Annotated in this window: 27 protein-coding genes, 1 tRNA gene and 1 pseudogene; 5 read left to right on the forward strand and 24 right to left on the reverse strand. The window is 46.2% G+C overall.

Annotated features, from left to right (window positions below; all coding sequences use genetic code 11):
• The first annotated feature begins 15 nt into the window (after window positions 1–15).
• Window positions 16–1,341 (forward strand): SGNH/GDSL hydrolase family protein, encoded by a 1,326-nt coding sequence (locus tag AC1DXC_RS19085; protein WP_477460771.1) that lies wholly within the window; start codon window positions 16–18, stop codon window positions 1,339–1,341.
• A gap of 69 nt (window positions 1,342–1,410) precedes the next feature.
• On the opposite strand, the gene AC1DXC_RS19090 is transcribed toward AC1DXC_RS19085, so the two are convergent.
• From AC1DXC_RS19090 to AC1DXC_RS19125, 8 genes are all read right to left on the reverse strand, one after another.
• Entirely contained in the window at window positions 1,411–2,394 is a 984-nt protein-coding gene (locus AC1DXC_RS19090; protein ID WP_477460772.1) for an NAD(P)H-quinone oxidoreductase, read from the reverse strand.
• Between the two features lie 66 nt (window positions 2,395–2,460).
• Window positions 2,461–2,904 carry a PIN domain-containing protein gene (locus AC1DXC_RS19095; RefSeq protein WP_477460773.1) on the reverse strand — a complete coding sequence of 148 codons (444 nt, stop codon included), beginning with the start codon at window positions 2,902–2,904 and terminating at the stop codon, window positions 2,461–2,463.
• The gene (locus tag AC1DXC_RS19100) at window positions 2,841–3,098 is read right to left on the reverse strand and encodes a hypothetical protein (protein ID WP_477460774.1); all 258 of its coding nucleotides are present in this window, start codon (window positions 3,096–3,098) and stop codon (window positions 2,841–2,843) included. Before AC1DXC_RS19100 ends, AC1DXC_RS19095 begins: the two co-directional genes overlap by 64 nt.
• Before the next feature lie 81 nt (window positions 3,099–3,179).
• On the reverse strand, window positions 3,180–3,575 hold the full coding sequence (locus tag AC1DXC_RS19105; protein WP_477460775.1) for a VOC family protein: 396 nt from the start codon (window positions 3,573–3,575) through the stop codon (window positions 3,180–3,182).
• Between the two features lie 19 nt (window positions 3,576–3,594).
• Complete coding sequence (locus AC1DXC_RS19110; RefSeq protein ID WP_477460776.1) at window positions 3,595–4,323, reverse strand: hypothetical protein; 729 nt, start codon at window positions 4,321–4,323, stop codon at window positions 3,595–3,597.
• Window positions 4,313–4,702 (reverse strand): GntR family transcriptional regulator, encoded by a 390-nt coding sequence (locus tag AC1DXC_RS19115; protein ID WP_477460777.1) that lies wholly within the window; start codon window positions 4,700–4,702, stop codon window positions 4,313–4,315. Before AC1DXC_RS19115 ends, AC1DXC_RS19110 begins: the two co-directional genes overlap by 11 nt.
• A gap of 1 nt (window position 4,703) precedes the next feature.
• Complete coding sequence (locus AC1DXC_RS19120; protein ID WP_477460778.1) at window positions 4,704–5,501, reverse strand: hypothetical protein; 798 nt, start codon at window positions 5,499–5,501, stop codon at window positions 4,704–4,706.
• Window positions 5,502–5,512: 11 nt separating this feature from the next.
• Complete coding sequence (locus AC1DXC_RS19125; protein ID WP_477460779.1) at window positions 5,513–6,352, reverse strand: ABC transporter ATP-binding protein; 840 nt, start codon at window positions 6,350–6,352, stop codon at window positions 5,513–5,515.
• A gap of 153 nt (window positions 6,353–6,505) precedes the next feature.
• Here AC1DXC_RS19125 and AC1DXC_RS19130 point away from each other — a divergent pair, with 153 nt between their 5' ends.
• The 4 genes from AC1DXC_RS19130 to obgE all read left to right on the forward strand — a co-directional run bounded on the left by AC1DXC_RS19130 (window position 6,506) and on the right by obgE (window position 8,909).
• Window positions 6,506–6,967, forward strand: coding sequence for a redoxin domain-containing protein (locus tag AC1DXC_RS19130; protein WP_477460780.1), 462 nt, complete (start codon window positions 6,506–6,508; stop codon window positions 6,965–6,967).
• A 102-nt stretch (window positions 6,968–7,069) separates the two neighbouring features.
• A tRNA-Arg gene (locus AC1DXC_RS19135) sits at window positions 7,070–7,143 on the forward strand.
• Window positions 7,144–7,247: 104 nt separating this feature from the next.
• A complete protein-coding gene (locus tag AC1DXC_RS19140; protein ID WP_477460781.1) occupies window positions 7,248–7,820 on the forward strand; it encodes an adenylate kinase in 573 nt (190 codons plus the stop codon).
• A 90-nt stretch (window positions 7,821–7,910) separates the two neighbouring features.
• Window positions 7,911–8,909 carry a GTPase ObgE gene (gene obgE, locus AC1DXC_RS19145; protein ID WP_477460782.1) on the forward strand — a complete coding sequence of 333 codons (999 nt, stop codon included), beginning with the start codon at window positions 7,911–7,913 and terminating at the stop codon, window positions 8,907–8,909.
• A gap of 3 nt (window positions 8,910–8,912) precedes the next feature.
• Here obgE and AC1DXC_RS19150 read toward each other — a convergent pair whose 3' ends face one another.
• The 16 genes and pseudogenes from AC1DXC_RS19150 to AC1DXC_RS19225 form a co-directional block, all read right to left on the reverse strand.
• On the reverse strand, window positions 8,913–9,314 hold the full coding sequence (locus tag AC1DXC_RS19150) for a hypothetical protein (protein WP_477460783.1): 402 nt from the start codon (window positions 9,312–9,314) through the stop codon (window positions 8,913–8,915).
• A 41-nt stretch (window positions 9,315–9,355) separates the two neighbouring features.
• A complete protein-coding gene (locus tag AC1DXC_RS19155; RefSeq protein WP_477460784.1) occupies window positions 9,356–9,910 on the reverse strand; it encodes a WcaF family extracellular polysaccharide biosynthesis acetyltransferase in 555 nt (184 codons plus the stop codon).
• Window positions 9,897–11,307: pseudogene (gene xrtY, locus AC1DXC_RS19160) on the reverse strand (exosortase Y). The gene AC1DXC_RS19155 and the pseudogene xrtY overlap by 14 nt, the downstream one beginning before the upstream one ends.
• The gene (locus AC1DXC_RS19165) at window positions 11,304–11,924 is read right to left on the reverse strand and encodes a class I SAM-dependent methyltransferase (RefSeq protein ID WP_477460785.1); all 621 of its coding nucleotides are present in this window, start codon (window positions 11,922–11,924) and stop codon (window positions 11,304–11,306) included. The pseudogene xrtY and the gene AC1DXC_RS19165 overlap by 4 nt, the downstream one beginning before the upstream one ends.
• Window positions 11,921–13,123, reverse strand: coding sequence for an XrtY-associated glycosyltransferase XYAG1 (locus AC1DXC_RS19170; RefSeq protein WP_477460906.1), 1,203 nt, complete (start codon window positions 13,121–13,123; stop codon window positions 11,921–11,923). Before AC1DXC_RS19170 ends, AC1DXC_RS19165 begins: the two co-directional genes overlap by 4 nt.
• Window positions 13,051–14,442: an exosortase Y-associated Wzy-like protein gene (locus tag AC1DXC_RS19175; protein ID WP_477460786.1), complete on the reverse strand. Its 1,392-nt coding sequence runs from the start codon at window positions 14,440–14,442 to the stop codon at window positions 13,051–13,053. Before AC1DXC_RS19175 ends, AC1DXC_RS19170 begins: the two co-directional genes overlap by 73 nt.
• 9 nt (window positions 14,443–14,451) lie before the next feature.
• Window positions 14,452–15,612, reverse strand: coding sequence for a glycosyltransferase family 4 protein (locus tag AC1DXC_RS19180; protein ID WP_477460787.1), 1,161 nt, complete (start codon window positions 15,610–15,612; stop codon window positions 14,452–14,454).
• Window position 15,613: 1 nt separating this feature from the next.
• Complete coding sequence (locus AC1DXC_RS19185; protein WP_477460788.1) at window positions 15,614–16,504, reverse strand: FkbM family methyltransferase; 891 nt, start codon at window positions 16,502–16,504, stop codon at window positions 15,614–15,616.
• Window positions 16,491–17,774 (reverse strand): glycosyltransferase, encoded by a 1,284-nt coding sequence (locus tag AC1DXC_RS19190; protein ID WP_477460789.1) that lies wholly within the window; start codon window positions 17,772–17,774, stop codon window positions 16,491–16,493. Before AC1DXC_RS19190 ends, AC1DXC_RS19185 begins: the two co-directional genes overlap by 14 nt.
• Window positions 17,775–17,777: 3 nt before the next feature.
• Entirely contained in the window at window positions 17,778–18,536 is a 759-nt protein-coding gene (locus AC1DXC_RS19195) for a hypothetical protein (protein ID WP_477460790.1), read from the reverse strand.
• A complete protein-coding gene (locus AC1DXC_RS19200; protein WP_477460791.1) occupies window positions 18,509–19,474 on the reverse strand; it encodes a hypothetical protein in 966 nt (321 codons plus the stop codon). The genes AC1DXC_RS19195 and AC1DXC_RS19200 overlap by 28 nt, the downstream gene beginning before the upstream one ends.
• Complete coding sequence (locus AC1DXC_RS19205) at window positions 19,461–20,669, reverse strand: glycosyltransferase family protein (RefSeq protein ID WP_477460792.1); 1,209 nt, start codon at window positions 20,667–20,669, stop codon at window positions 19,461–19,463. The genes AC1DXC_RS19200 and AC1DXC_RS19205 overlap by 14 nt, the downstream gene beginning before the upstream one ends.
• Before the next feature lie 4 nt (window positions 20,670–20,673).
• Window positions 20,674–21,831, reverse strand: a complete 1,158-nt coding sequence (locus AC1DXC_RS19210) for a glycosyltransferase family protein (protein ID WP_477460793.1) — start codon at window positions 21,829–21,831, stop codon at window positions 20,674–20,676.
• 117 nt (window positions 21,832–21,948) lie between these two features.
• Window positions 21,949–22,737 carry an FkbM family methyltransferase gene (locus tag AC1DXC_RS19215; RefSeq protein WP_477460794.1) on the reverse strand — a complete coding sequence of 263 codons (789 nt, stop codon included), beginning with the start codon at window positions 22,735–22,737 and terminating at the stop codon, window positions 21,949–21,951.
• Window positions 22,738–22,808: 71 nt separating this feature from the next.
• A complete protein-coding gene (locus tag AC1DXC_RS19220; protein ID WP_477460795.1) occupies window positions 22,809–23,789 on the reverse strand; it encodes a glycosyltransferase family 2 protein in 981 nt (326 codons plus the stop codon).
• Complete coding sequence (locus AC1DXC_RS19225; protein ID WP_477460796.1) at window positions 23,786–24,583, reverse strand: hypothetical protein; 798 nt, start codon at window positions 24,581–24,583, stop codon at window positions 23,786–23,788. Before AC1DXC_RS19225 ends, AC1DXC_RS19220 begins: the two co-directional genes overlap by 4 nt.
• Window positions 24,584–24,636: the final 53 nt, after the last annotated feature.

Raw genomic sequence — 24,636 nt, forward strand, 5'->3', positions numbered from 1 at the left:
ATAGTATCTAAGCACATGAAATCGATAAAAAATTACATATACATATCTGCGGGCTTGCTGTTGCTCGCTTCCTGCAAACCATCAGTAGACGTTCCCAAACCAACGTCAGGCGCGGCAGATTTTAGCCGTTATATTTCTGTAGGTAACTCCTTAACCGCAGGGTACGCTGATGGGGGTTTATATCTGGAAGGGCAACTAAATTCATATCCAAGCATCATTGCCAAGCAAATGGCACAGGTGGGCGGCGGTGCCTTTGCGCAGCCATTGTTCAACGCCGATCAATCGAACGGTTCGGGTTACATCAAACTAATGGGCTTTACTGCCACCGGCTCGCCCATTACTGCGCCGGTTACCACCAACCTTGCGGTGAGAGGGACGGCCACCATACCGGGTTTCGGTACGGTGGTTTTATACACCAAATACACCGGCGAAATAAACAACTACGGTGTGCCTGGCGTTAAAATACAGCAAATAACCTATGCCCCTTACGGTAACCTGAACGGCTATTTTGAAAGGATGTTGCCGGGCAACGCAGGTACAAATTCTACTACATACATAGATTTTGCCACCGCCAAGCCTTTTACGTTCTTCACCAACTGGCTGGGCAGTAATGATGCTTTGCTATATGCTTCTACAGGTGGTGCCGGAGATGTACTTACGGATAAAGCAACATTTACAGCTCTATACAACCTTTCGATATCGAAACTAACTGCAACTGGCCAAAAAGGTGCCGTAGCAACTATCCCAGACGTTACCTCGGTGCCTTACTTTACTACCGTAACTGTTGGCGCAATTTTAGCCAGCGTACAAAAGGCTAATCCTGCGGTTGCCGCTTTATATATCAATGCACGTGTCGATACTTTAACCACAACTTATGCTGCACGTGCTGCTACCGCAGCTGATTTGGTGGTACTGACTTTCCCTACCAGCAAAATAGGCCAGCCTGTAAGTTCGCCGGCTGGTACCGTGCCTTACGGCTTAACGCCATACGCGCCTATCGAAAACCAGTATGTGCTGGATGCTAATGAAATAGCTTTAACCAAAGGTTGCGTAAATTCGTACAATGCCACCATCAAAGCAGCAGCTGCATCAAAAGGCTTAGCGGTGTTTGATGCCTTTACCTTCCTTAATAATTTAAAGGCAAATGGTTTAGTGATAGATGGAGTAAACCTAAGCTCAAACTATATCAGCGGGGGGATATTTTCGCTGGATGGGATCCACCTAACGCCAAGGGGCTATGCTATTGTGGCCAATGAATTTATTAAAGCCATCAACACGAAATACGGATCAAATATCCCTAAGGCGAACGTATCGGCTTATAATGGGGTGAAGTTCCCTTAACCAGTTTGCAGTTAGCAGTTTGCAGTGGGCAGTAATATGTACCAACTGCAAACTGCCAACCAAATCTGCCTACTGCCAATTGATTACGATCTTCCCCATATGTTCGTTGCTTTCCATTAGTTCGTGGCCTTTGGCGGCTTCATTGGCGGGGAATGTTTTGTAGATAACAGGTTTTATTTGCCCGGATGCTAGTAGCGGCCAGATATGCTCCTCTAGCTTGCCGGCGATGGCGCTCTTGAATGCCACCTCGCGAGAGCGGAGCATAGAGCCCGTTATTACCAGCCGCTTCCGCATCACTTCGGATAGGCTGACTTCTACCTTGTTGCCTTTTATGGCGTTTATCATTACCAGCCGGCCATCGTTTGCCAGGCATTGTATGTTTTTGGCGGCGTAATCGCCGCCGACCATATCAAGTATCACATCTACGCCTTTGCCATTGGTAAGCTGATGGATGGTATCGCCGAAATTTTCTTTATTATATTCGATGGCCTTATCTGCGCCCAATGCCTCGCAGAATTTGCATTTCTCATCACTCCCTGCCGTTACATAAACTTTGCTGCCCAATGCCTTGGCCATTTGTATAGCAGTAACGCCAATGCCGCTGCTGCCACCGTGCACCAGCAAACTTTCGCCGGGCTGTAGGTTGCCTCTGTCGAACACGTTGCTCCAAACAGTAAAGAAGGTTTCGGGGAGAGAAGCAGCTTCGGCAAAGCTTAAGTTATCAGGAACGGGAAGGCATTGCCCTTCGGGAGCGGCGCAGTATTCGGCATAAGCGCCGCCTATAACGAGGGCGCAAACCTTATCGCCTATTTTCCATCGGCTAACTTCAGCACCAACCTCGGCTATTATGCCGGCAAGTTCCAACCCGGGGATGTCTTTTGGGGCACCATCAGGCGGCGGGTAGTTGCCTTTCCGCTGGAAAACATCGGGCCGGTTTATACCTGCAGCTATTACTTTTATCAAAATCTCACCAGCGGCATAAGTGGGTATCGGGCGCTCCGCAAGCTGTAATACTTCCGGGCTGCCGGGGCGGGTGATGATGATGGCTTTCATGTGTAAATTTGTTTCGCATGTAATTACATCATCAATACAGGTTTGTTTTGAAGATATAAAGTGCAGCTATTTTGGAGAATAGAGCTTTAAACCGGGAATGAACTTAAAGTCTTTTAGGTTGTAGGTGAACAATTCTACATTGTACATTACGCTCATTGCACCGATAATTGCATCGGGAATTTGCAAGTTGTGGGATAATTTGTATCTGTTTATCAATTCAATTGCATGCTTGGATACATCGTTGTCGAAATGCAAAATGTTGTAATTCTTAACTTTCTTTTGCATATCGGCCATTTCTTTTTTGTCCCGCATACCGCGATACAATTCCATAACCGTAACACTTGGCATAAGTATCTGATTGTTCCCAATTAAGTTAAGTTCGTGGATAGTATCAGGGGTGTTTTTGAATAGTGATATGAAAATATTGGTATCACAAATTACCGGGTTCAAATCCGGTCCCCCCAAGCTTCTTTCCGTAATTCCTCCAACGTGATATCCCTGCCTTCCCAAATACCAGCTAAAGCCATAAAATCCGGGCGTTCAGCATAGGTTATCGGAAGCTCTTTTGTAGTTGTAATAGACACGGTTTTTGCTGGCGTACTAATACTCATATTGAACACCTTAGCAAGATCTTGCAAAGCTTTAAATGCTTTTTCGCTTTTATATTTTATAATTACTTCGGGCATGGCGTAATCTTTATACACAAATGTAATTATTATTCGCCAAATGCTTATTTGCTGAGCGTAAAACTTCGGGGCCGCCGGGGTGGGTGATGATGATGGCTTTCATGGTTTTTTCTTTTCTTCGATTAAATCCCACAGATTGCCATAGAGGTCTTGAAATACCGCTACCGTGCCATACGGTTCGTCCCTTGGTTCTCTAACGAACATTATGCCCGCGCTTTGATACTGCCTGTAGTCGCGCCAAAAATCGTCTGTGTATAAGAAAAGGAACACGCGCCCACCGGTTTGGTTTCCAACCCTGGTTTTTTGTTCATCTCCCGCCGCCTTCGCCAGCAGCAAACGGAAATCCGAATTTGGTAGAGCCACCAATACCCATCTTTTTACCTCATTTAAAACGGTATCTTCTAATAAAACGAACCCGAGTTTTTGGCAATAGAATTCAATGGCTTCGTTGTAGTCTTTTACCAGTAAGGCCATTTGTCCAATTTTTTGTGCCATAGTAGCTTAGATCACCGCATTACTTATGCATCGCCTTTAAAGATTTCCCCGAAAGAATTATAGCCGAGCTATCAGCAATAGCTAAATCAGCCTTTTCAGCAAATCCGTGGCCAATGTCTAGTATGGTATAATCTTTAAGATTTGCTGCTACGTAGCCAAAGTGCATGTTTTTAGAACCCTTTAATTCTGGCGCCATTTCAAATAAAACCTGGCTGGAATCTGCCTGTGTTATCCGAAGTGTGTCGAAACTTTGATTATAACTTTCTACTTCCAGTCGCGATTTTCCTTTTAAATTTACGGATATGTTTGCCTGCCTTAATTTCTGCAGCTCAAAGTTGGTATCGGCACCATCTACAGATAACAGTTCGGGAGCAAACAACCGTACCAGCACCCGGTTTTGCATCCAGTTTTTTTCGCCCTCATTTTTGTATTTGTTAGGGAACACTAAGTGCAGCGTGTCGTTTTTTACATAAGCCTTAAACGTTACATCTTTTTTATAGGCGTCCCAATAGTTGAGCACCCTTACCGATGCGTGTTTGCTTTGTTGAAAAACTATTTGCGTGATATTGCCACCCTCAATCTTCAGGTGTTTAAAAGGCTGTTCCAGCACCTTGTTGTAATTCCAATAGGTATCGCTTTTATCAACTTTGTCGTACACGTTTTTAAATGCCAGATCGGACACTACGACACCTAACAACATCACGGCGAATAATACCCTCAGTATGATCGTACTTATTTTAGTCTTCATGTTTTTTTTCTTTAAAAGTTTCATCAATAAATTTCTCGTAACGTGTTTCAATTTCTTCCATCGGAATATCCAGCAAATACATGCTTCTTAAAAATAGGGGCAATTCATTTTCTAAAAATTGTTCTTTCCTGAAGGCAACTACTCGATGCATGGCTTCATTCTCTACAAAATACCCTACGCCGCGCTTATTGGTAATAATTTCGCGTTGCTGCAAAAAATCGTAGGCACGCTGAACCGTGTTAGGGTTCACTTGCATTGCCATGGCCAGATCGCGAATGCTTAATATTTTTGTTTCCAGCGGCCATTGCTTAAGCAATATTTGCTCGCAAACATATTCTGCTATCTGTAAATAAATTGCTTGTTTTTCTCTAAACTCCATTCTAAATTTCTTTTTCCCTTAGCCTTACATAAGCTGTTATCCACAAAGTGCCCGGCAATATGTATTGAAGAAAATTATTTGCGATAGCATATGCGTAATGCGGAAGCTCGATATTCCCAACTTCAGAATCTACTTTTATCAATACCGTAAAGTACGGGAACGCAATATCGACATTAGAAAATAATAGGCTAACAATGGCCAGGTTTAAAAAATAGATAACAGCCAGCACACCGCAAACCACCAGCGCCACCTTTACAAGAGCTACCCGGTTGAAGTATAACGTGCCTACCATCATGGCCCCAACAAAGTTGGTGTACAACACTGTTGCCTTAACAAATACATTATTATCTTCAAATGGGTACAAGTACACATGGTTGTACAAGGCACGGTACAGCGGGCTGGTTCGGTCTAACCCGTTATGATAGGCCGTTACAAAGGTGTAATCCATAAGCCGGAAGAAGCTTAAAAAAACAATGCAGAATAACAAGCCTGATATCAATATACCGCAGAGCCATTTCTCCAGCGAGGAGGCAGGCAATGTAAGATAGGCTGCCCCACCCGCATTAGTAGTAAAGTAGCTAAATACTACCGAAGATAAAACCACCCCGCCACCAATAAAGCCCCAAATAAAAGCGAGGTTTTGCGCCGGGCCCCAATCTAAAGCGTAAAGTATAAGCGTATAAAGTAAAAAAGTAAATGCCATTACAGCTACCAAGGCGCCAATTATTTGCATGGAGCGCTCGAGTATGGTTTTCTTTAACAGCAATCCAAATCTGCTGAGGCTAAAAGTATCATTCATGGTAATTAGTATTAATTTATCGGGAATAATTGTTTGGCCATTGCCGGGTTTTCGGTAATGCCGTTAAAAAGGTGCTCCAGGTTAAGCGCCGAGTCTTCACCATCTACGTTCTCTATAATAACCGATGTGCCGCGCAGCATTTTTTCGGAGTAAAGCACTTTTACGCCTGCAGGTATTTCGGTTACGGTTTTAAAGCAAAGCTTGTCGGCGATATCTGCAATTGAGGAGTGCAGCAACAGGTTGCCGTTATCTACAATCATTACCTTATCTATCATATTCTCCAGGTCGCGGATCTGGTGGGTGGAGATAAAAATAATGCGGTCTTCGTTCATCACTGAAGCGATGAGTTTTCTGAACTGTGCTTTGGATGGAATATCCAACCCGTTTGTTGGCTCATCCATCAACAGTACCTTGGTATTGCAGGCCAGCGCAAAAGCTATCACAAACTTTTTTTGCTGCCCAAAGGATAGTTTATTTAGCTTGCCATCTACGCTTACCTCAAGCTCAAGCAGGTATTTATAAAAGCTTTCCTTGTCAAAAAGCGGATAAAACGGCGCAAACAGGCTTTGATATTGTTTTATGGTAAGTGCAGGTACATAAACATCTTCGGCGATGTAGTAAATGGTTTGTAGGAACGACGGCTTGCGGCTTTTTGGTTCCATGCCGTCTATGAGTACCTTGCCTTCAACCGGGAACAGCGTGCCTACCATGTTTTTGAGAAGGGTACTCTTACCGGCACCATTTTTCCCAAGCAGGCCGTAGATGCTTCCATTTTCGATAGAAAGAGAAAGGTTTTTGTACAGCAACTTTTTGCGCGAATAACCAAAAGACAAATTGTTGAATTGTATCATAGTGTATTAGTTAAGTAGTACACTACAAATGTAGCTGTATATTTGTCATATCCAAACTTTTGGATAATTATTTTTTTGTAAAATTTCACCTTTTCAATCGGAGAGCAACGGACTTTCCGCAAAATGTCATTCATTTGCACAAAAACAAACAACATGGCTTTAACAACCGGCACAGTCGCTCCACAATTCAAACTCACTTCATCAGACCTTAAAGAGGTTTCCTTAGCCGATTTTAAAGGCAAGAAAGTTGTGTTACACTTTTTCCCTTTGGCTTTTACCGGTGTTTGCACCACTCAGCTTTGCACCATGCGCGATAGTTTTGGCTATTACGATGGGCTTAACGCACAAATTTTAGGCGTATCGGTAGATTCGCCTTTCACCCTGGGTAAGTTTAAAGAAGAGAACGCTTACCAGTTCCCGCTGCTATCTGATTTTAACAAAGATGTTTCTGAAGCTTACGGTGCCTTATATGAAACCTTTGCCTTCGGCATGAAAGGCGTATCTAAACGCGCTGCTTTTGTGATAGATGAGGCGCAAAATATCATTTATGCTGAAGTACTTGAAAACGCAGGCGACCTGCCCGATTTTGCGGCCATTGCAGAAAAGGTGAAGTAATTGATAAAAAATTTGCACTCAATGCAAGAAAATCCTATTTTTGCAGTCCGTTAAAAAAGGGGAATATATCGGTTTCGATATATAAAACCCGATACGGAAAATGCACTTGTAGCTCAATTGGATAGAGCATCTCACTACGGATGAGAAGGTTTGGGGTTCGAATCCCTACAAGTGCACATATATCAACCACTTGTCCCGGAACTGCGACATCCGCCAGGTGCCCAAAAAATTAAGCCTTTGAGTATAGTGTTCATAGGCTTTTTTAATTTAAACATAAGGGATGCTTAACTTAGTACTGTTTGGTCCCCCCGGAGCAGGGAAGGGTACTCAATCACAAAATCTTATTGAGAAGTTCGGCTTAATTCATCTGTCTACGGGTGATTTACTGCGTGCTGAAAAAGCCCAGGGTACTGAGCTGGGGCTTGAAGCCAAAAAACTGATGGATGACGGAAAATTAGTTCCTGACGCGGTTGTGATTGGAATGATCAGTAATAAGCTTGATGCCAACAAGGACGCCAAAGGCTTTATTTTTGATGGGTTCCCCCGCACGGTAGCACAGGCAGAAGCATTAGACGCTTTGCTTTCCTCAAAGGAATCAGCCATATCGGGCATGATAGCCTTACAGGTTACCGATGAAGAATTGGAACATCGCCTGTTGTTGCGTGGTAAAAGCTCGGGAAGGCCCGATGATGCCAACCTCGAAGTGATACGCAAGCGCATTAAGGTATATAACGATGAAACTGCACCTGTTGCCGGTTTTTATCAAAGTCAAAATAAATATACAAGCATAAATGGTATAGGCACGGTAGAAGAGATTTTCGATGCTATCGTTACCGTTATTGAAACTTATTAATTAGTCCGTAAGTCGGAAAGTTGGTAAAGTCCGAAGGAAGGAAGCTTATGTTTCTTAACTTTCGGACTTTCCGTATTAAAGGAAAAGATTATGTCGCAGGGTTCGAATTTTGTTGATTACGTAAAGATATGCTGCCGTTCCGGCCACGGGGGGGCAGGTTCTTCGCATCTGCACAGGGATATATTAACCTCTATGGGCGGCCCCGATGGCGGCGACGGCGGCCGTGGCGGGCACGTCATCGTTAAAGGTAATGCCCAGTTGTGGACACTGCTTCACCTTAAGTTCCGCAAACATGTTATAGCCGGCGATGGCGATGCCGGTGGCAGCTCGCAGCGTAGCGGCAAAACCGGGCGCGACGAAATACTGGAAGTGCCTATTGGTACCATCGCAAAAAACGCCGAGACAGGCGAAATCCTTTTCGAGATAAACCACGACGGCGAAACTAAAATATTAGCCAATGGCGGCCGCGGTGGCTTAGGCAACTGGCACTTTAAAACGGCAACCAGGCAAACCCCCCGCTTTGCCCAACCAGGCGAAGAGGGCCAGGAAGACTGGAACATCCTCGAACTAAAAATACTGGCCGATGTTGGTTTGGTGGGCTTCCCAAATGCGGGGAAATCAACACTGCTTTCGGTTGTTTCTGCCGCTAAGCCGGAGATAGCCGATTACGCCTTTACAACGCTTGTGCCTAATTTAGGCATCGTTGGTTACCGCGGTAACCAATCGTTTGTGATGGCCGATATACCTGGTATTATAGAGGGTGCATCGCAGGGCAAGGGATTGGGAATCCGTTTCCTTCGCCATATCGAACGCAACTCGGTGCTGCTATTTATGGTGCCTGCCGATACAGCAAGGACCATAAAAGAAGAATACGAGATCCTGCTGAATGAATTGAGCGAATACAACGAGGAACTGATGCACAAACCACGTGTACTGGCCATTACCAAAAGCGATTTACTGGATGAGGAATTGCAGGCAGAGATGGAGAAGGAAGTGCCGGAGGGCATCCCTTACGTGTTCATTTCGTCGGTAGCGCAGAAGAATATTACCGAACTGAAAGACCTGCTGTGGAAAGAGATAAACCGGTAATACCTACCGTTTCATATCGGTGTGATACACCACATAATCGTCGCTCGGCTGTGTAAAGGTAAAACCTTTATAAGTCGGGAAACATTTAAGGATTACCGATGCCCTGATGCCTACGTAGTAGGAGGGTAGCAGGATGTAAACGGGGCCCATAAAATCTTTATGCTGGTACTCGTTCAAATCGATGCTGAGGTCCTGATTTAAGGGTTTCAGGATGATGCTGCGGTTGCTGAGTTTCTTAAACTCGGGGAAATCTTTAGTGAATACGAACACTACCCCCTTGTGTTCTTTATCCAACTTTTTGATATAGGCCATGCTTGGGCTATCTATTACCCTGTTAGCCTCCCGTGGGTCGGCATTGTTGGTAGCGGTTTTGTTTTTGCAGCCCGCCAACAGCATAGCAGCCATTAGTGCAAAAATGCATAAGGGTAAAAAAGTATTCTTCAACATCATTCGTCAATCTCCCTGGTACGTACCCTTACTGCGGGGTTACCCTGGTAAATTCCATACGCTTCTAAATTTTTTGTAGCAACCGAGCCACTGGTAAGCACCGCATGGCTCCCTGCTGTAATACCTTGGTTGATAATCGCTCCGCAACCAATCCATACGCCATCTTCCAATATAATACTGCCGGTTATCAAATCGAACGTGCTCTTTTTATAATTATGGCTGCCGGTTTGTAATATAGCCCCTTGCGAAAGGCACACGTTGCTGCCTATGTTTACCATCAGCAGGTTATCTATCCATACGTTTTCGCCTAGCCAGGTATGGTTGCCTATGGTTAAAAACCAGGGCGATTTGATATTTACAACGGGCTTTACTACCACGCCCTTCCCAAGCCGCGCGCCGAATAATTTCAGCAGGCCGGTTTTTAAGCCATTGATGGGGAACAACGCGCTTTTGAAAACCACGGCATTCACATAATACCAAAGCAGCCGTTTAAACGCATTGCCCCCCGGATGGTAGGGATAGTTGTTATATACGGCCAGGTTAGTTTGCGGCATCGGTATTAGTGGCTTTATTGTTTACCCATTTGTACAGTGCCGCAACAATAAGGATATAAATGATTACATCAAAGATAATATGATGATCGATGATGCGGTTGCGGCTTTTGTTCCAATAGAGGGCCAGCAGCATCAGCCGGATGATGTTGAGCACCTGTATGCCAAACAACCCAGTGATGAGGAATATCACTTTCGGCTTCAGTTTTTTTGGATAGGCGATTACGAATGCGGCGAAAAAGCTCATTACGCCAAGCCCCAGGCAGGTGTATATCAGATCGATGATACCATGACCCGCTACCAGTAATTGGTTGTTGCCCACTATAGAAGTGAAGCCCAACGCATTGAGGATGGCACTGCAGGCGTGCAACAGCAGCCAGCGCAGCCACTCGATATAATTGAGGTGGTGGTCTAAAAACGCGCTGTAGTTATTAGCGGGGGAAATAAGGCCAAAATAGAATATATTGAAATAATAAAACACCAGGAACAAGCCCGCAAACTTAATGCTGAACCATAAGGCGGTATTTTCCCTAAGCTTATTTAGCATCATCCCGTTGTTTAATAATCTCGTCTATTTTTATGTCCACAATAAGCCTAAACCAAAAGGCCTGCAAAAAATGGAATATGATGCCGGTGCGGCCATCCAATATTCCCAATTTGAATAGTATGCGGTACGTAAAATACAACATCGGCCTAACATAACGCGGCAAACGCCACCATAATTGTTTCAGCCAGGCGGTACGTTCATCGGGCGAGCCCCAGAAACGCGGTTTAATGGTTTGGTTGCGTATGCCCAGTATGCGCTCCGTTTCTTCTACGGCAAGTTGGTCGCTGTATTTGTTGTGCTTCTCTATCCAGAAACGGATGTTGTTTTCCTTTAAGTTTTCCTCCAGTATGTGCCCCTTTTTCCAGATGATGGTATTGCCCGGTACGATGAAGCGATGGTCCATATTCTCGTTCAGGTCCGAGTAGCCCTTGCCATAGCGTATCATCTTTAACAGGTAGAACGGGTAGTAACCGCCATGTTTTATCCATCGGCCCTTAAAGAAGTTCTTGCGGTTGAAGTAAATACCGTCCATGCCATCGTAATCGTTGGTATCGAATTTTTGCAGCTGTGCAAACAACTCAGGCGTTACCACCTGATCGGCATCCAGGCAAATTACCCAGGGCGTTTTAATATCGAAGTTTTTCAGGGCAAAATCCCATTGTTTTGGGTGATTTTCGAAGGAATTTTGCAAAATTACAGCACCTGCCGATTCGGCTAGGTTAACGGTGCCGTCCGTACTAAAAGAGTCCAACACAAAAACAGCAGCATCCAGCCCGGCGATGGAGGCCAGCAGCCGGGGCAAATGAATTTCTTCATTAAAAGTGAGTACAATAATTGAATATTGGGTATTCAATTGAGCCTGGCTTTAATAATCATCGATTTCCAAATATACGGAATGCGTCCGCAGCCTTCAAACCGGGTTACGGTGAAGCCTTTCGCAGTGAGCAGGCCGCTTAAGGTTTTGGCCGACCACATTTTGATGTGCCCACCAAGCCAAACCGGGTTCAGGTGCTTATCCCATTTGTTGCCCAGGCTGATGAGCAGGTTTTTGAGGTAGCCATGGTAAGGGGTAGAGATAATGATTTCCCCACCGGGACTTAGGGCCTGCCTGCAAAAATCTATGAAGCCCTCCGGGTCGTAAAGGTGCTCTATCACCTCGGTAGAGATAACGGTATCGAAAGATAGCCCCTGCAGCCCTTCGGGCAGTTTATCAGTAGAAAGGTCCTGCACAAAGAACCTGCCGGCGTTTTGCTCGCGGGCAATGGCAATACCTTTTTCAGATGCATCGGTACCGTAGGCATTATATCCTAAGGATAGGAGGTAGTTTACCAGGTAGCCGTTGCCGCAGCCCAAATCTATGATGCAGCGGTTCTTATCCTTATCCAGCATGCTGAGCAACGGTTGCAGCATATACTTAAAGTTATGCGTTATGGCGCTGCTTTGGTAGTTGTACTCTTTATAATCGCTCATGCGTTTATTATTTGCCGGTAAAGGTTAATGTATTTTTGCGTTAATGCGTAGCCGGTAAAGTCGTGCCTTATAACAGCCGGAGCCGTTTCTCCTATTTTTTCCAGTCGCCCGGTATCTTCCAGGCTTATGGCGGTTATGGCATCCGCTACCGAAGCAGCGTTGGTTTGGCATATCCAGCCGAAGCCGTTATCGCGTACGTAATCGGCCAGGCCAACATGTTCGCTAATCAACACCGCTGTGCCTACGCTCAGGCTTTCAATTACCACGTTGCCGAAATTCTCGTCGTGCGAGGGCAGCACCATTACATCATGCTGTTGCAGCATGATAAATTTATCTTCGCCATAAAAGCCGGCCCAGGTTATCTTATCTTCCAAACCTGCGGCCAGTGCCTTTAAACTTTCTACGTAACTGTCTTCGCCGCTGCCGGCAATGGTTAAATGGAAGGGTACTGTGAGCAACCGAAGGGCCGCTATCAGTATGTCCAACCCCTTTTTCTCTTCGATGCGCGAAAAGAATAGCAATTTCAGGACTTCTCCGCGTGGGCCGGGGGTAACGATATCAGCACCGCCCAGCTTCACAAAATTGGGGACCGCCGTTATGCCAAGCGGCTGCACCAGTTGTGTAACCGCCCGGCTCTCGTGCGCCGATGTGGCGTGGATATGGCTTTTTTGCAGCAAGCGTTTTCCGAAGACTTTATGGATGATGCTTTTTGCACCGATATTCTTGTTGTTGAAAGAGTAGGGGCTAAGCATCCCGCGTGGAGAAATGATTACCGGCACCTTACGCGCAATAGCAATGGCTGCTGATAGTACCGATACCAAATTCCACCAGGCGTGTATATGTACCGCATCGTAAGCCCGCACCTGTTTCCATACCGCTTTGAGCAATGCCGGCGAAAAATGGGTATGGTCTTTAGTAACGCGCTTAAAATACGTAACCTGAACGCCATCCACCATTAATGCAGTATCAGGCACTACAGGGAGTTCTTCGGGACCGTTTGCAGTGGTGGTAAAAACTTCTATAACTACGCCTGCTTTGGCCAGCTCTTCGCACAAGGTAGCTACAGACATGGTTGGCCCGCCGTAAATGTAGGCAGGTTTATAAGCCGGGGTAATGTGCAGTATTTTTAAACCGGTTGTAATATGCGTTGTTTTTTTAGTATCGCGAAAATGATGAGCATGCTTATGTAGCTCCAGAATACGGCGTTGATGATAAACTCGAAGCTAAGCCCGCGCCAGAATATCTGGAACAAACCACTGAATATCAGTGCTGTGCCCAATATATACCCGCCGAAGAGTTCCTCGGCTTTTATAGATATGAGTTGCGCTATCGCGCCGTATGCAAATAAGGCTATGAAAATACCCGGCACGCCGCCGGAAAGGTAGGCATCTACGATATATGCAGGCTTGGCCGATACGTTGGATAAGCGGTTTACTACGCCCGCATCGTACACCCGCTCCATCACCAGGGCTTCGGTAATGGGCTTGTTGGGCCAAAATATACGGGGTATCACCACAATGAGCGACTGGCTGAGCAATTTGGTGCCGTAGTAGGGTATGGTTGAGGGGGTAGATTGCGTAAACGTGATGAACATATCTATCTCGCTTAAGCGCAACGTAAGGAAGTCCCAGTTATCGTTTTGGCCATCAAGGGCAACATCAATGGATTGTTGTGCTGCAGCATCGGTATCCAAATCGTCTGACCAGGCAACCGCCCTGAAGCTGTTAACGTACGCTGGCAGCACCATAAAGCAGAAAAAGAGCAGCGGTGCGAACGTAATAATCACAAATTTTTTGTAGTTTGGATATAAAAAGAGGCCCAACACCAGTATACTGATGATAATAGGTTCCTTAAAGCCCGATACCAGGGCCGAGTAAAAGTTGAACGCATACAGCAGCCCACAAATAATAGTGTTTGCAGGTTTCTTTAGCGGTATGGCAAAGGCCAATGCCAAGGTGCCTGCTATAAAACTAAGCGAACTTAATTGAAATGAAAGCTGCGAAAGCCCGGGAGTGCGCATGAGTATATTGGATACCGGCAAAGAAATCAGGGCAACTTTCATCAGCAAATCGGCCAGTACGGTATTTTCTATACGGTATTTCTTTTTGGCAGGGTATTTCATAAAAATCAGCACACCGGTTATGAATGCAGCATGGCCAAGGCAATAATAACGCTGGCACTGTGCTATAGCCGCTATTTTTTGGGCATCAATAAGCACTACCGCCGATTTGACGAAGTTTTCGTAACCCAAGGCATTCAGCATGTAAAATACCGATGTACACGCCATGTAGCCCGCAAAAATAATGTGCATGATAAACATGGGCCGCATCAACTGCTCGGTCATAGGCCTGTCGGTTGGTATCGACTTAACCCAGCCGGTAAGCGTAAGGAAAAATATAAGCAACGAGCCACCCCAGGCCACCCAATAAGACAACAGCGCATCCGACTGGAGTATGCTTGCCAATATCCAGGGGATAAACAGGACTATAAATCGTTCTAAGCCCTTATTTTCGTTCATGCTTTTGCATCAATTTTTTGGTTTTGCCGCAAGGTATTCTATCGCTTCGGCAATTTTCGTAAAATTCCAGTCTTTTATTTTTTCGCCGGAATTTTTGCCCAATACAGTTAATGTTATTTTTTGCCCGGTGAGTGCTTCCAGGGCATTTAACAGCGAGCTCTTATCGCCGCTTTTAAAAATGGCGCCGTTTTGCCCGGGATGCACCAAATCTGCTGCGCAGCCTACTTTGTTTGATACCAAGATAGCCTTGCCGCTGGCCATTGCTTCGTTTACGGCAAGTCCCCAGGTTTCGTTGGGACCTTTGCTGGGCAGGCAAAATAAATCGCAGGCCTGGTAAAGTACCGGCATATACGTTTGGTTCTGGAAATCCATAAAATGGATGTTGGGGTTACCGGCTGCGTTTTGTTTCAAAATCGTTTCCAACTCGCCGTTGCCTACCATCAATAAATGGCAGTTCGGGTTTTGTAATTCGATAAACGCATCCGCCAGCAGTGCCGGAGCCTTTTTTTCTTCGAACTTACCTGCGTAAAGTATCAGCACATCATTCGCCGTTAATCCTAGCCGGGACCTTAGTAATTGCGCCTCCTCGGCACGGCTTGCGGCAAAGCGTTCGTTATCTACAGCGTGCGGCGCAAAAATAAGCTGTTCTTCGCTAAAGCCGTATTTTTTAAAATAAGCCTTGTTGTTACTGCCCGGGTAAAGGGCGTAATCTGCAAAGCGGTAGACCCATCGCAAAAACAAAAAACGTAGCATGCTTTTGATGCCTGGCTTCTCATCCAGAAGAGTAGAGTCGCCGCGGAAGAGCACCGGTATCTTATTTTTAAAATGGCGCATGGCTTTCAGGTGGCTATCATACAGCCAGCCGAATACCAGCACCGAATCCGGTTGCCAATCGGTTATCCTTGCTATGAGCGTGGGGTTGACGATGCCCTTGCCATGGTGCGAGCCAGGCTGCGCTGAGGTGTTCTCTATGAATTCGTAGGGGTAGCCATCCAGCAGGGGGATGTCCCATTCTATAGCCTTACCAAAACCAGGGTCGTGCTTTGGCAGTGCGGACTGCCCCCAGGTGTAGAAAACTTTTATGGCGATATGGTTGCGCTGTTGCAGCAACTGGAACAGCGGCGCGTAGTATTGTATGGGGTGGGTGGTTATGATAGCCAGCCTGCGCATTTTATATAGTTTCTCCCATAATGGTAAAGCCCGGAGCCGTTTTTAATCGGTTACCAACAAATTCCGGCTGTCGGATGTAAATAGTATTGTAACTGCCCCATGCTTCCACTTTAGTAGTCGCTCGGGTAAAAGCATCGTAAGCGTAAGGCGCAAAACCATGGGCAAGCAGAGCCTCGTGTATGTCTGCCTCGTTGAAACCGTACCTGCCGCCGCTGCCGTTCAGCTCTATGATGATGGCTTTTAACTGCGGGTGGGCAAGGGTAAGCGGCATCCCGCGCAATACTTCGGTCTCGAATCCTTCCACGTCTATTTTCATCAGCGAGGGCGGGTTGGTTGTGGACAGCGAATCCACTGTTACGATTGGCACCTCTACGGCATTCGCCCCTGCTTCGTCATCTGCAAGCACGTGGTTGGTGGTATCTTCATTAACCGAAAATTTGAGCATGCCCGGCTTTGCCCCAGCCCCGGCATTTATCAAGGTTACGTTTGCTTCGAGGGCGTTCAGCTGTATATTTTTAGTTAATATCTCGAAGGTGGACGGTGCCGGTTCCAGGGAAATGGATTTTGCTTTGCACGCCCCCGATGCCAAAAGCGTGTAGGAACCCACGTTTGCTCCTATATCGAAAAAGACATCGTCTGCTCTTAGGAAATGCAGTAGGAAAGCCATGTCGTTGAATTCGTGCAGGCCGGTATAAATATTGCCGGTAATGCCGGTGAGGCCTTTGCGGGCGTAGAACTTAACGGGGCCCAAAAATGGTTTCACGATGAGCTTGCCCGGGGACGACCGCGATTGCAGCTGCCATTGTACGAAATTGAAGAACGCACGGTAAGGATGCCTTTTAGCAAGCGGGTGGCCAAGTATAAAGCCGAAAGTGCGTTTAAAGCTGTTCATATTGTATGGCCTGGTTAAAAATGCTGCATTGCAAGCCTGTTTTTGTTTGTGCCGAATGCTTTGCCATGGCACGTGGTGATAATGCAGGCGTTACCGATGTTTTATCAATTACGCCCACTATAAACCGATGGATATCGGCTGCGGTTACCGCATCGTACCCGTAAACGGTATCGATGCCGAATTCTTTGATAATATTTATCGCAGAGCTTTCCGGGTTGAATATGCCTAGCAAAGGTTTCCCGGTGAGGATGTAAGGGTAAATTTTGGATGCCGTGTATTTGGCATCGTCGGATCCGGGGATGAACAGTGCATCTGCCCGCATCAGCGTCGCCAGGGTATGGTAATAACTAATACGGTCGGTTATCTCGGTTACTAAATCTGCTACGCCGTAATGTTCTGCCAAGGGCATGATGCTGTTTTTGCCCTGCCCAAGTGGTGCATAACTTGTGCCGATGAAATGGAATTTAAGCAGCTTTTTGTTGATGGCACCGTCATCGGGCATAGCTTTCAGGGCCTCGAATACCGGCGCAATAGCTTTATGCATATCACTGCCGCCACGGCCAATGTAAACGATATTGGTAAAGCCTGGGTTAAGCAAGGGCGCAAACCCTTCGCGGTGTGCGTCCGCTATATCCATATCCGGCGCAAACATGCCGAAGGTGATAGTAGCTGCCGGGATGTTTTGTATTACCGGGTAGCGTGCCTTTAGGTCGTTTATATAATCCTGCGATACGCTGATGAGGCCTGAAGCTTTTTTAAGCGCAATAGGTTCGAGGTATTTGTTGAGGCGGTAGGAGAACCAATATTTGGGCGGCTGCTGGTCTTTTGGCTTATCACGATAGTAATCAGAATGCCAGGGGTCCTGCATATCTATTACGTAGGGCACACCATGCTTTTTCTTCCAGTGCGCGCCGAGGACCAAAACCGGGAACTGGGTGGTAGAGAAATAAATCAAATCGAAATGCTGCGTGGCCAAAAGCTTATCCACGTATTTGCGGTAATACCAAAGCGAACGCAGGGCGATGCTGCCCAAACCGATTTTGGCGGTGAGCGTTTTGCTGAACGCTTTAACCCAATGTATCTTGATGCCTTGCGGGATGCTTTGTAGCAATAGTTCGTCGCGGCCCATATCCGCATATGCCGGGTCAACGGTCACTACTTCGGCCTCCCAGCCCTCTTCGGCAAAATAGGGCAGGCTGGTACGCACACGGTGCATGTCGGCAGCGTTTACCGGGGGGAAGTAGGGCGATATGATAAGCAGCTTTTTCACCTTTTATTGATGGATGCGGGCAAAGAATTTAGGGTAGCTACCCATAGTCATGTGCAGGCCATAGCATTTGTTTATTAGCTTTCTGTTCCTGCTGAAAGGGTTCAATAACGATGCATAATACAGCATGCGGTAAAGCCTGCTTTGCTGCCACTTGTCCCAACCTTGGCCGCGATTGGCATAATAATCTATCACGGCCTGGTAATTCCAGCGCCAATCGAGCTGGTGGGCGAGGCCTTTACTGAAAAGCACGTCGTTCACTGCGCCCTGGTCAAAAGGCCCCCAAATACCCCGCCCGCCCACATCCGACCACCCATACGGGTATTCCCCGTTTTCGAAGGCTTCTTCCAGAAGAGGAAGAGCCTTTTCTCCGGCTACGATGAAACCGGTGTTGCCGGTCCAGCTTACATGGGCCGCCTGCGTGTTGAATTGTATGGCATCGAGGCATAAGCCTACCATGCCATCGGGCACGGGTTCCATAGGCGGCGCGCCCGCTTTCATAATCAGGTCATCGTCTATAATAATGTAGCGTTTAAAGCCGGGTGCAGCACGGTGCGCGATAAGCTTGTTAAAATGCGGTGCAAGGGGCTTATCGGTAAGGCTTTCTTTGATAAGCAAGCTGGCGTAGCCATGTGCCGAGGCCCATTGCTTAGCACGACTATAGGTGATATCCGTTAGGTGGCTCCTGTTGCCTATCGATACCATCAATACAATGGTGTCTTTATTATCGTCGGCTGTTACCAACGGTTGTTCCTTTTCCACCATCTGTTTGTCCTTAGTTTTTCGCGGGCTTCTGTCCAATCGCAAACTTCGTCTATAATATCGTAAAAGCCTTGCTGTTGTTGCGGCAGGTCGTTACGCGCTATCCTTTGTATCAATTCGGGTAAACCCCTGTAAAAATTATCGGTGCGATACGGCGGATGCAAGGACCATATGCCTTTCCCGCTGCCAAGGAAGTCGACTCTTATCAAATCGTGCTCCAGCATGTAATCGGCTAATAAAATCTCGGGCAGTTGAGCGTTGGCGTTGCCCTGTACTATCGCTTTTAGCTGGCTGCGTAAGTTAGGCTTCGTTAGCGCCAATTTCTTCGATTGAAACTTTGCCTTGTCCATCATAAATAAACGCGTACTCATGCCTTCTAATTGATAGGCATACGGCGATATTTTTTTGATGATGCGCTGCCCAAGCAACGTTTCCTGCGGGTGAGGCGGTCCCGGCAGGGGCGAGGTCACAAAGCAGTCCGGATACTTCTGAAACAAATCAACCGATTCTGCCACCCAGGTTTGGCTGCTGCCGCCGAGGAATATATCCGAATCCAGATGAAAAACGTAGTTGTTTTTAGCCATAAACAACCCGAAGAAATACGCGTAGAACGGCCCGCCCCGGTAGTCCTTAGCCGGGATATGTAGCCCGCCGAAAAAGTAATCGGCAACTTGCTGTTTAACCGCTGTGCCATAATCAACAGGGATTATCTTTACCGGATAGGCTTGTTTTATCTCTTGCAACAGCTCATCCATCAAGCCCTTGTTTTCTTCCCAATTGGCTGCGAACCGGCCTTTGCTTGCCTTAGTATCTACAATCAGCAGTATTTCATCTACCTGACCTACCAGTACCTTAAGCTGATGGGGGAGGATGTGCCTCGCATGCGGATAATCGCCCGGGGCAAGGTTTATTTGCAGGCTTACTTTATTACTTGATGGCATCGGCTACTAGTTCTAATAATTTTACCGATTCGGTTTCCCAGTTGTATTGCAATGCTGCTTCACGGGCTTTTTGGGCGGCTGCAGCCAGCCAGGCGGGGTTGTTCAACCACGATTCCAAGGCAGATGCGTTGTCCGCTAAAGTTTGCTCATCAAGCATAATACCCGGATTGAATTCCGCGAAAGCCTCGCGCTGCCCTGCGGTTTCGGTAGCTATTACCGGCAGGCCCGCCTGTAAGTATTGGAAGAATTTATTGGTGATGGTGTAGTTGCGGCTTGGCGCTTGGGAATCTTCCAGTGCCAGTCCTATATCGTACTGGGCTATTTTTTCTATCAGTTCATTCTCCGGAACCAGAGAATGGAAGTATAATTTATGCTGCGGTGCCAGCAGGTTGCTCAGATGTTCCTGATATGTGGCGGTTACTGCTCCTAATAAATGAAGCTCGAGGCCTGTTTTAAAACTGGTAACTAGCGCGATGAATGCCTCCAGCCCGCGGCCCGGCCCAATGGTTTGTGAAAACCAGAACAGTTTTACCGGAGCGGTAAAAGCTTTTTCGGCAAAGGGCAGGTTTGGCGATGGGAACACGTTATAAATTACCTGCGGCTTGCGGCCACCATAATTTTGGTGCAAGGCATCTGCAAGTGCATTGGATGTAGTAACCACATATGCTCCTTTATCCAAAGCCAACTTTTCAACCTGTTTCAATAGCCGTATGGGGCGTTCCTGCCGCGCCTGTGGGAGTAAGTCTTCAGAATACCAATCTTCCAAATCGAAGGCCACTTTGTAGCCTTGCATTATTAAAACCGCACCTACGCAGGTAGCCAGTTCCTGGTGGCATATATATAATGCGGCTTTTAACGCTTTGCTTTTTTTGATGTATTGCCGATAGCCATGCCCAAGCGCAGCAGGTGTTTGCATCAGCCCGAACTTGACCAATAATTTAGCCGCCCTGTTGACAGCGCGATGAATGAGCGACGGCATATCGCTTCGCGAATTATCGGCAATGATATGTAGGTTTATGCCCGTGTTGGTAATGGCCAGCTTATCCTGCTCCAGTAAAGTGCCTGAATAAATGGAGGTTAATATATGTACATCGTAGCCATTTTGTGCCAAAGTCACCGCCTCCTTCAATACCCTAGGGTTGCGGCAAAGGTGCGATTGGGTAATGATGCAAATAAGGGGTTTGGCAGTCTCCAATTGGTTATTTGAAAATAGCGGCTTTTAGTTTTTGCAGCGAGGCTGGTATCGAATGCTCGGATAAAGCCCTTTTTTGGCCGGCAGCCCTTAGTGCATCGCGCGTGGGTTTGTCGGCTAGCAGGCGTTTGGCCTGGTGCACCAACTCGTCGGCTGTTTTATACGTGTAGATTTCTTTTTCAGGCTCGTACAGCAAATCCAAACCCTCGCAATGCTCGGTTAAGTAACAGGCGCCCAGCATGGGGGCCTCAATATCGCGCAAGCGCGAATAGGTAAGCGGGTTGTTATCGAGCCGCTTAAAAGTAGGCACCCGGTTGATACCCAATGTTATTGCGCTGCTCTGTGTAATCAAGATATACTCGTCGTGGCCGGGTTTTGCTTGTATATACGTTTCATCAACAGCGTAAGCGACCGGCCGGTTAAATTGTTGTAGGTTCTTGATGGCATAGCCCTTTACGCCATGCTGCTGTATAAAACTGAACTGGTTGGCGATTTTTTTTGATAGCGTGCTTTGAGCCGCCGTTTGCGAGGAGCGCTCGGACAGCCATCCGGCACCGCGCACGGTAATATCAAGCCCCTTGCTTATGGCTTCGCCCAATAAGTTTTGGCGCAGGATATCTTTTGAACCGATGAATGTAACCAGGTTTGGATGCTCATAAATAACGCTTTCGCGATTTTTTTTCTCTACCCACATGGGCATTGGTAAATTGATGTAGTTTATGCCGGCTTGTTTATACATCATGAGGGCCTCGTACTCGGGCACCCAAACCCAATCGAAAACTTTAAATTCGCTCGGCACTTTTGTAAACTGGCGCACATTATCGCAATAGAAATTTATGCAAGGGATGCCGAGCTGTTTTATTTCGGCGATTGCCGTCTCGTTAATTTGTTGCGGGTACAAATAGCAAAGAAAAACGCCGATTTTCTTCCGATTTTCTTTGATATACAGCAACGTTTTGTCCCATATTTGATTGCTCCAACTAGTCAATTCAGCTGAGCCTTGCGGATGCACCAAACCTGCCGCCCAATCTGCATCCGGCACCTCCAACCATTGCATGCCCGCCTCTTCTATGCCGTTTTTGATGTAGTGCTGCCAAAAACGGTAGGCCGGAATATCATGGGGCTGTTGGCCAGTATCCTGCAAAAAGGAGAGGAGGATTTTCAAAGGGTATTCAGTTTTAACCTTAGGCGCATTGTTGAGAGAGGAACGTATTATCTAAAAACATGCTATTGCTGTAGACGCCGGTTTATGAAGCGTGGTTGTGGTTAGCCGATACATTGGCTATGCTTTTATCTTTGCCGCCGCGGTAGCTTGTTTAAACAAGACGTCTATCTGGTTAAGCTCGGAACCCGTTGGCGTATTATGGCTAAAGGCAAGAATTTGTAAATTATACAGGGCCAGGTAATTGGCTATTTCTAAAAACAAGGGTTGGTTTTGATAATAAGACTTAAAGGAAACCTCACAAATAACATACTGTAACGAATGGAGGTAATCGGCCATCCCTTTCAGGGCCTCTAATTCGAAACCTTGTATGTCGAGCTTGATCACATTGGGGCAAGGAAGTTTTTTTGCTTGGATAAGGTTATCCAGCCTCTTTATATGCACCTGTTCTTCTTTTAGCTTTTTTATCCCGAAATGTTCGTACTCTAATGAAGTTGCTTCCAGAATGCTCGATGCATCTGAATAGCTGGATACGTTGATTACACCGGTTGTGTTTTCGGCGCCAACGCAATACTGGTGCAAATGGACGTCTGTTAAGGTGCTGCAGTTTTTCTGAAAAGCCAGTATATGTTCGGGTAGCGGCTCAAAGGCGTGTATGGTGGCTAATGGGATGACCGATTTGGCAAGCGTTGTCCAGGTGCCAATATTGCTTCCTATATCAAATATAACAGGGCTGGCTATTGCAACGTCATTGCGGATTATTTGAAGGAATTCCAAAGAATCGATATGCGGGTGCTTAAGCCATCTTCCGGGCGTTTGTTGTAAGGTTTTAAGCCTTCGCGCCTTGCCAATTCTTTGAGCCAGCTTCTCTATCAGTTGGTATGGTTTAAATAGTACAGCAAAATTCATTAGCGGTTTTTAAAGCGAAGATATGTGTTTTTAGCCTTGTACAGCACTGTTTGTTTGTGAACCGTTCATAACTACTGCGCAATTTTTGAATGCCATAACTGCATTTTTTTTGCGAAACGCCAGCCGAAGATACCGGCGATTGTATTGATGACGCGCCCGCCTAAAACCACTGTATAATCATAAGTTGGAAGATAACTCAACTCCCGGCAAGCCTCTGCATATACCGCCGCATCCGTTTGGTAGCACATAACGCTCAATTCGGTAAACAATCGGTAAAACGTTTTTTTTGCTGGTTCGCTGTTTGTATAGCTGAATAAATATTGTTTTTTAAGCTGTAGTGCTTTGAGTGCACTTTGCAAATCCTCTCTTTTTTTTTGCGATGATAAATTTTGTTTCGATGACGGATACTTTCGGTAATAATTTAATCCACCGGTTTTGATTATGCCTTTAGAGTTTAAAATCATCCGGGCAAAAAATTCGCCATCATCGTTTAAAGTCAGTTCCTCATTCCAGGGCCCGTTGCGCTCTATAATATCGCTGGGAGTAAGCCAAGCGTTAGGTTGTATCATACCCGCCTTGAAGTTGTTCCCCCCCCAAAGATTAATCAAGAAATCAACTACATTGTTCGTGGTGTAAATAAAGGCATCGTCGTTGGCGGAAGGAGTGGCAAGCTTATGGGTGCCGCCATCTTTGAAATGTACGGTACTGCAAACAGCTATTGCACCCGGGCTTTGCTCAAGTGCTTCAGCCTGCACAGCAATCTTGTCCCGGCTTAAGATATCGTCGGCATCTAAGAATTGAATGTATTTACCGGCTGATTTGCTAAAGCCCAAATTCCGTGCTGCACTGGCGCCTTTATTTTCCTGGGTAAAGACAAACACGTTGGGCCCAATGAATTGTTGCGCAATTTCAACGGAGTTATCCGTGGAGCCATCATCTACAATTAGTATCTCGGTGTTTGGCCATGATTGGTCAATAGCCGAGAGAATGGTTTGCTTCAGGTATTTCCCTGCGTTGTAAACAGGGATGATGATAGATACCAGCGGCTTCATTTCACAAATGATTTCCAGGCGAAGTTGAAGTATAGTTCTTTAGACTTATCTACGTAATGAAGCAATATCCCTGTTGATAAAGTTGTGGGATTAACAATATAGTTGTTCTTGTTCAGTTCCAGGGTATCGGTCGTGCTTATAATCATTGCACTCAAAGCCTGTTCCAGGTAATAAGATCCGCCTTCTTTTGTTTCGAGTTCATGCACCCAGCTATCCACATCGCTCCATGGGATATTATCGCTATTCAAGCCAATTGCCCCTACATTTATCAGTTGTTTTATTTTATTGCCGGCCAGTTGCTCCATCAGGGTGGATGAATAGCCATAACTTTCTGCACAATCAATCATGTGGATAGGCTTATCCGGATTTTTTAGCCAGCCGAGCATTTCTTTAGGTTCAGCCCAAAAAAGCATATCCGAATCTAAAACCAGTTTCCAAGGCTTGCCGGGAATAGTGTGTACATCGGTAAGCTTTTTTATGTGTGGATAAACTTTCCGTTTATGGTGCAGTGAAGGGTAGTCTGCTAATGGTAATTTCTCCTTTAGGTTTTGTTCGATTTGCAATTTGGTAACCAGCTTTACGCCGGGCAGCCCTGTGTTTATTTGATGTATTAGCTGGTCATCAAATGAGCCGTCATCAACCAAAATAAATTGGAATTTCTCAGTAGTAGTTTTTTGCAACGATTGAATGCAAAAAAGCGTTTGATAAAGATATTTTTTACCGGTAAGGAAATAAACAGGCAAGCCGTTGTCGTTCGATTGAACCGGCGGCAGTTTTGCGGCAGCTTTTTCCATCTGTACGCTGCTAAGTAACATTGCCCTGTACTTAAAATACCCTCCAAAACGTT

The sequence above is a fragment of the Mucilaginibacter sp. P2_D11 genome (assembly GCF_056404435.1).